The organism is Halomonas sp., assembly GCF_014859505.1.
Classification (GTDB): Bacteria; Pseudomonadota; Gammaproteobacteria; order Pseudomonadales; family Halomonadaceae; genus Halomonas.
The window spans coordinates 1-7,211 of the sequence record NZ_JACUUD010000128.1 but is presented as its reverse complement, the minus strand read 5'-3'; the positions used below and the strand labels follow the sequence as shown (position 1 = coordinate 7,211).

Here is a 7,211-nt window from a genome sequence, read left to right as displayed (position 1 = left end):
CGCCACCATGGCCACCATGCTCCAGGTGGGCCAGCTGCCGAAGGCACCCAGCCCCTCGGCCACCACCGCAGCCAGGCCGCTCTCCTCGATGGCGGTGCCCAGGCTCAGGCCGCCACCCACCATGATCAGCACACCCCAGGGCAGGTGCCTGGCGCTGTCCCAATCCATCAGGAACTGGCGCTGCCGCCAGCGGGCCGGCACCACGAAGAGCAGCAGCGCCCCGATGATGGCGATGCCGGCGTCGCTGAGCGCCACCCCCAGGGCACGCTCCAGCAGCGGGCGCGTCACCCAGGCCAGGGCCACCAGGGCGAAGATCGCCGCCACCCGCTGCTCGGGCCGGGTCATGCGCCCCAGGTCTCGGGCCTGGTCGGCGAGCATCTCGGCCACCCCGGGCACCTCGCTGCGCTCCACCGGGTAGACCAGGCGCGTCAGCAGCCACCAGGCCAGCGCCAGCAGCAGCAGCGAGGGCGGCACGGCCACTGCCATCCACTGGGCAAAGCCGATCTCGATGCCGTAGCTCTCGCCCATGAAGCCGGCCAGCAGGGCGTTGGGTGGGGTGCCGATCAGGGTGCCCATGCCGCCGATGTTGGCGGCCAGAGCGATGCCCAGCAGCAGGGTGAGCGCCATGTTGCGACTCCCCCCGGCACCGCCCTGGCGCTCCAGCATGACCAGCACCGAGAGGCCGATGGGCACCATCAGCGCAGCGGTGGCGGTGTTGCTGACCCACATGCTCAGCGCCGCGGTGGCGAGCATGAAGCCCGCCACCAGACGGTCCGGGCGACTGCCCGAGACCCGCAGCACCAGCATGGCGATGCGCCGGTGCAGCCCCCAGCGCTGGATCGCCTCGGCCAGCAGGAAGCCGCCGAGGAAGAGGAAGATCAGCGGGTTGGCATAGGGCGCCGCCACCGAGTGGATGGTGCCCACGCCGAGCAGCGGCAGCAGCGCCACCGGCAGCAGCGCGGTGACGGCGATGGGTACCGGCTCCAGCACCCACCACACCGCCATCCAGGCGGTCAGCGCCACCACCTGCCAGGCCGCCGGGGGCATGTCCGCCGGGGCCTCCATCCACAGCAGCAGGGCCGCCGCCAGGGGGCCGAGAAAGAGGCCGAGGGTGACCTTGATGCGCTCGCGCCGGGCCTGGCGCAGCTCCACGTCCTGGCTCGCCTCCTCGGCGTCGCGGGTCCGGGGGTCATTCATCGCGTATCTCCTTGCTCGCGTCTCGACGGACGGCGCCCGCTACAGCCAGCGCTCCAGCCGCAGCAGGCGGCTCAGCCAGGCGTTGGTGTGCCGCCAGAGACCGCCGGGCTCCCGCGCGAGGCGGACCGTCTCGTCGTCATGGTGCATCTCCCAGCCCAGCCGGCCCTCGTCCAGGGTCACCCGATAGCTCATCTCGGGGCTCGCCCCCTCCTCCACCAGCTCGCGAAATTCCCGGGCCAGGCCTTCGCTCTCGGCCAGCACCCCCAACTCGCTGTTCCACCACACCGACCGCGGATCGGCGTTGGCCGAGCCCACGAAGACGATGTCGTCATCCACCGCCAGGGCCTTGATATGCAGCGCCGAGGCGGAGGTGCCCGGCATGCCCATGGCGACCCCCTCGCCGATCGCGTGCTCGGCGCGCAGCTCGAAGAGTGCCACGCCGCTCTCCAGCAGCGCGCGGCGATGGGGCATGTAGGCGCCGTGGACCACCGCCACGTCGGTGGCCTCCAGGGAGTTGGTGACCACCTCGACCGCGATGCCGCTCTCCGCCAGCCCCTGCAGCACCCGGCTGCCCTCGGCGGTGGGCACGAAATAGGCCGAGACCAGGCTGAGGCGGGCCTCGGGCACCACCCGCGCCCACAGCTGCCCCGCCATGGTCTCGGCCAGGGCCGGACGCCCGCGCCAGGCCGGCTTGCCGGGCGGGTCCCACAGCGCCTCGGCCTGCCCCCAGTGCAGGGCATCCACCAGGCGCTGGCGGTCGCGCTCCTCGTGGCGCTCACGCAGCGCCTGGAAGTAGTCGGAGTCGCTCTCCTCGTCGAGCCGGGTGGCGAGTTCGTCGCGCAGGACCCGCCAGGCATCGGCGTCGACGCGGTGGTAGCGGCCGACCGGCTGGGCCAGGCCGTGGTTCCAGTAGAGGTCGAAGCTCATCGAGAGGGGCTCCACCACCGCCCCCAGCGCCAGCAGGTCCAGGTCGGCGAAGTTGCGTGGCTCGCCGGCGCTGTAGTACTCGTCGCCCAGATTGCGGCCGCCGGCGATGGCCAGTGCATTGTCGGCGATCCACAGCTTGTTGTGCATGCGCCGGTGGTGGCGCGGCAGCACCGGGATGGTGGCCAGCACCCGGGTGGCCAGGTGGGCGCGCCCCACCGGCAGCGGGTGGTAGACCCGCACCTGCAGGTTGGGGTGGCTGTCCAGGGCGGCCAGCCGCTGGCCCTGCCCCACGGCGCCGATGTCGTCGATCAGCAGGCGCACCTCGACGCCGCGCTCGGCGGCGTCCAGCACCCGGGCCAGCAGAACCCAGGTGGTCAGGCCGTCGCCCATCAGGTAGGTCTGGATGTCGAGGCGGCGCTCGGCCCGGGCGGTGAGCAGGCCGCGCACCGCGAAGGCGTCCAGCCCGTTGGCCAGCAGCGCCAGGCCGCTCTGGCCCGGGTGGGCCTCGGCCTGCTCGGCGGCCCAGCCGCCCAGGCGGGTCTCGGCCACCTCCCAGGGCGGCAGCGCCGTGGTGTGCTCGCGGACGACCGGGGCGCCGGCACAGCCCGCCAGCAGCAGGAGCGCCAGCAGCGGGGCGAGCTGGGACAGGCGCGGCCCGCCGGCGGGCCGCGACGCCTCAGGCATCGCCATCGTCGTCGGCCAGCCGTCGCGCCAGCGCCTTGCGCGCCTTGTTGCGACGATAGAGCCGCACCAGGGCGATGCACAGCGCGGCGGCGACCATGGCCGCCAGGGTCCAGCCCTGCCAGTAGCGGGCGGCATCGCCCATGATCGTCTCCAGGGTGATGATCAGGATGAAGCCCAGCGCCTGGCTGGCGATGGCCAGGGCGCGCAGGGTGTCGAAGGCTGGCTTGGCCATGCAGGCTCCCGTGACGAGGGTGACGGATGGATGACAGCCCTGCCGGCCGGCAGTAGGCTTGGCAGGATCAGGGCGTCGACGCGGCAGCGTCTCTCCGGGTGACCAAGTGTACCCGCTCGTGGGCCGGTCGCCGACCCTGCACCGAAACGGCATTGCGCCACTCGCCAGTCGCCCACAGGAAATTACGCCATGGATGCCATCGCCCTCGGGCCAGTATTGCTATCGGTGCCGCGCCTCTACGCGCTGGGCGTCGCCCTGCTGCTGCTGGCGCTGAGCGCCTGGTTGCTGGGGCTGCCACGCCGCGAGCATGCCAACTGGTTCAATGGCCTGGTGCTGGCCTGGCTGGTGGGCGCGCGCACCGGCCACGTGCTGCTGCACCTGGACGCCTACGCCGCGGCCCCGCTGGACATCCTCAAGCTGTGGCAGCCGGGCTTCCACGGCCTGTGGGGGCTGCTGGCCGCGCTGCTGTGGACCGGCTGGGCGCTGCGCCAGCACCTGCTGCGGCTGATCGGCGCCATGGCGCTGACCGTGGGGGCCGCCAGCCTGTGGCTGGTGCTGGTAACCCTGGCGCCGCTGGGCGGCGGCATGCCAGTGGACGAGCTGCCCGATATGGCCCTGGAGACCCTCGACGGCGAAAGCGTCAACCTGCGCGAGTTGCAGGGCGAGACGGTGGTGCTCAACCTGTGGGCCACCTGGTGCCCGCCCTGCCTGCGGGAGATGCCGCTGCTGGCCGAGGCAGACGCCCGCGACGGCGTCACCGTGGTGGTGGCCAACCAGGGCGAGGAGCTGCTGCAGGTGATTCGCTACCTGGACGACCAGGGGCTCGAATTCCGCTACCCGCTGCTCGACCCGCGCCAGGAGCTGATGGCCCTGCTGGAATCTCCCGGGCTGCCCACCACCCTGCTGTTCGATGCCTCCGGCCGTGCCGTGGAGCGCCACGTGGGCGAGCTCTCCCGGGCCCAGCTCGGCGCCTGGCTCGACCGCCACTGACTGCCAGGCAACACGTGGCGCGGCGAATCGCCATGCTTAAGCCGCGCCGCCCTTTGCTGTAGGATAATGCGCCCTGTTCGGCCTGCCCCGTCCCGGCGGCCGTGAGCGCACCCCTTTCAGCATCCTCCGAGGCATCATGAGCGACTTTTCCCCCGGCCAGCGCTGGATCAGCGACGGCGAGGCCGAACTCGGCCTGGGCACCATCCTGAGCTGCGATGCACGCAGCGTTACCGTCCTGTTCGGCGCCAGCCAGGAAACACGCACCTACAGCAGCCGCCAGGCTCCGCTGACCCGTGTGGTATTCGGCAGCGGCGACCGCATCCGCGCCGCCGAGGGCTGGACCCTGATCGTGGACGACACCAAGGAGCTGGAGGGGCTGATCGTCTATATCGGCGAGGACGAGCGGGGCGAGCTCACCGAGCTCCCCGAGGCGCGACTCGCCGACACCACCCAGTTCGACCAGGCCCGCGACCGCCTGCTGACCGGCCAGGTTGACCGCAACGACTGGTTCGAGCTGCGCTTTCGCACCCTGCACCACCACCACCGCATCGAGCAGAACCCGGCGCTGGGGCTGGCCGGGCCGCGCATCGACCTGATTCCCCACCAGCTCTACATCGCCGACGAGGTCTCCCGGCGCCACGCTCCGCGGGTGCTGCTGGCCGATGAGGTAGGGCTGGGCAAGACCATCGAGGCGGGCCTGATCCTGCACCGCCTGCTGCTCACCGGCCGCGCCGAGCGGGCGCTGATCCTGGTGCCAGCGAGCCTCTGCCACCAGTGGCTGGTGGAATTGCTGCGCCGCTTCGCCCTCGAGGTGACCCTGCTCGACGAACAGCAGAGCCAGGCCCACGGCGATGCCAACCCCTTCGAGGCCGGGCAGATCATCCTGGCCAGCCAGGACTGGCTGTTCGCCAACCCCCATCGCCAGTCGCAGGCTCTGGCCTGCGCCTGGGACCTGCTGATCGTCGACGAGGCCCATCACCTGGACTGGAGCGAGGAGCAGATGGGCCCCGGCTACGCCTGCGTGGCGCGCCTGGCCGGCGAGAGCGAGGGCGTGCTGCTGCTCACCGCCACCCCGGAACAGATGGGGCTCGCCAGTCACTTCGCCCGCCTGCGCCTGCTCGACCCGGACCGCTACCACAGCCTGGCGCGCTTCCGCGAGGAGGAGGCCCACTACGTGGAGGTGGCCGAGGCGATCGATGCCCTGGAGCGCCTGCCGGGCGATGATGCGGACCGTGCGCGGGTCGCCGCGGTGATCGACGAACCCGACAGCCTGGCGCTGCTCGCCACCCTGGCCAACCCCGAGGCGGACGAGGCCCAGCGCACCGCCGCCCGGGACCAGCTGCGCGACCAGCTGCTCGACCGCCACGGCACCGGCCGGGTGATGTTCCGCAACAGCCGCCGCCACGTGGGCGGCTTCCCGGAGCGCCGCCTCCACGTCACCGAGCTGGCCCCACCCTCGGCCTACCGCCGGGTGCTGCGCAGGCTGGAGCGCGACGAGGACTACCTGGACGAGCTCTTGATCGAGACCGGCCTCGACCACCCCGAGGTGCTGATCTACCTGGATGCCATGTACCGGGCGCTGGTCGACGACCCGCTCAACGAGGAGCCCTGGTGGCAGATCGACCCGCGGATCAACTGGCTGCTGGAGCGTCTGGCCGACGACGGCGAGGCAGGCCTGGCCAACGACAAGGTGCTGGTGATCGCCCACGACCGCGAGACCGCCCTGGGGCTGGCCGAGGCGCTGCGCGTGCTGGGCGGCTACCACGCCCCAGTGTTCCACGAGGGGCTCTCCCTGGTGGAGCGCGACCGCGCCGCGGCGGCCTTCGCCGACGAGGAGGAGGGCTGCCAGGTGCTGGTCTGCTCGGAGATCGGCTCCGAGGGGCGCAACTTCCAGTTCTGCCGCCACCTGGTGATGTTCGACCTGCCACTGCACCCGGACCAGCTGGAGCAGCGCATCGGCCGCCTGGACCGCATCGGCCAGCGCCACGCCATCGAGCTTCACGTGCCGGTGTTCGAGGGCAGCCCCGGCGAGAAGCTGCTGCGCTGGTACCGCGACGGCATGGATGCCTTCAGCGCCCCCCACGGCATCGGCAGCGAGATCTTCGACGCCTTCGGCGACCCCCTGGCCGAGGCGCTGCTCGATGACGAGGGCATGGCGGAGGTGATCGAGGAGACGCGGGCGCTGTTCGAGAGCCGCCTGGCCGAGAGCGACGCCGGACGCAACCGTCTGCTGGAGCTCAACGCCTGTCGCCCCGGCCGCGCCGAGGCGGTGGCCGCGGCGATCAGCGAACTGGACGAGGACCGCGCCCTGCCCCGCTACCTGGACCTGGCGCTGGACATCTTCGGGGTCGACAGCCAGGAACTGGGCGGCGGTATCCTGCACCTGCACCCCAGCCCCCAGATGCTCGATGGCCTGCCGGGCCTGGCCAAGGGCGAGGAGGGCTTCTCGGCCACCTTCTCGCGGCTGCGCGCGCTATCCCGGGATGACGTCCAGCGGCTCTCCTGGGAGCATCCGCTGCTGCGCGAGATGATGGGTCGCATCCTGGACGGCACCATGGGCAACACCGCCCTGGCGCTGCTCAGGCACCCGGCGCTGCCCCCCGGGCGGATCATGGCCGAGCTGGTGTTCCGCACCCACTGCCCGGCCCCACGTAAGCTGCATCTCAACCGCTTCCTGCCGCCCACCGCGGTGCGCGTGCTGCTCGACGAGTCCGGCGCCAACCTGACCGACAAGATCTCCTTCACCGGGCTCTCGAAGAACCTGCAGAAGGTGAAGAAGGCCATGGCCCGTGACCTGATCCGCAGCCGCCTGGAGGTGCTGCGCGAGCTGCTCGACCGCGGCGAGGGCGAGGCGGAGCGCGAGCTGCCCTCCATCACCGAGGCGGCCCAGGGACGCATGCGCGAGGCGCTGGACGGGGAGCTGGCCCGCCTGACGGCCCTGGCCCGCCACAACCCGGCGGTGCGCGAGGACGAACTCACCGCGCTGCGCGCCGAGCGCCAGGCGCTGGACGAGGCCATCGAGGGCACCCGCCTGCGCCTGGATTCGGTGAGGGTGATTGTCACGGTGGGGGATGAAGCAAGGTAGACGGGGCTGATCCGTCGACAGCCCCCGGGGCGCCGGACCGACGAGGAGGCGCTGTGAACCCATCCCTGGGCGCTACCGATGCCATCCCTGGCATAG

At 71.9% G+C, this 7,211-nt stretch carries 5 protein-coding genes; 2 read left to right on the top strand and 3 right to left on the bottom strand.

Annotation, left to right across the window (positions count from 1 at the left end; all coding sequences use genetic code 11):
- From IBX53_RS13385 to IBX53_RS13375, 3 genes are all read right to left on the bottom strand, one after another.
- Window positions 1-1,197 (bottom strand): DASS family sodium-coupled anion symporter (locus tag IBX53_RS13385; protein WP_290910045.1); only part of this gene is annotated, 1,197 nt, incomplete at its 3' end.
- A gap of 39 nt (window positions 1,198-1,236) precedes the next feature.
- A complete protein-coding gene (locus tag IBX53_RS13380) occupies window positions 1,237-2,808 on the bottom strand; it encodes a phospholipase D family protein (RefSeq protein ID WP_290910043.1) in 1,572 nt (523 codons plus the stop codon).
- Window positions 2,801-3,040, bottom strand: a complete 240-nt coding sequence (locus tag IBX53_RS13375; protein ID WP_290910041.1) for a hypothetical protein — start codon at window positions 3,038-3,040, stop codon at window positions 2,801-2,803. Before IBX53_RS13375 ends, IBX53_RS13380 begins: the two co-directional genes overlap by 8 nt.
- Before the next feature lie 189 nt (window positions 3,041-3,229).
- Between IBX53_RS13375 and IBX53_RS13370 the strand changes: the two genes are divergently transcribed.
- Together IBX53_RS13370 and rapA are read left to right on the top strand one after the other, a co-directional pair.
- A complete protein-coding gene (locus IBX53_RS13370) occupies window positions 3,230-4,030 on the top strand; it encodes a TlpA disulfide reductase family protein (RefSeq protein ID WP_290910039.1) in 801 nt (266 codons plus the stop codon).
- A gap of 136 nt (window positions 4,031-4,166) precedes the next feature.
- On the top strand, window positions 4,167-7,115 hold the full coding sequence (gene rapA, locus IBX53_RS13365; protein ID WP_290910037.1) for an RNA polymerase-associated protein RapA: 2,949 nt from the start codon (window positions 4,167-4,169) through the stop codon (window positions 7,113-7,115).
- The last annotated feature ends 96 nt before the right edge of the window (window positions 7,116-7,211 follow it).

What these genes read in the sequence shown, in the direction of transcription:
- IBX53_RS13375 (WP_290910041.1), bottom strand. Translation starts at nt 3,040, where the DNA reads ATGGCCAAGCCAGCCTTCGACACCCTGCGCGCCCTGGCCATCGCCAGC.
- IBX53_RS13380 (WP_290910043.1), bottom strand. Translation starts at nt 2,808, where the DNA reads ATGCCTGAGGCGTCGCGGCCCGCCGGCGGGCCGCGCCTGTCCCAGCTC.
- rapA (WP_290910037.1), top strand. Translation starts at nt 4,167, where the DNA reads ATGAGCGACTTTTCCCCCGGCCAGCGCTGGATCAGCGACGGCGAGGCC.
- IBX53_RS13370 (WP_290910039.1), top strand. Translation starts at nt 3,230, where the DNA reads ATGGATGCCATCGCCCTCGGGCCAGTATTGCTATCGGTGCCGCGCCTC.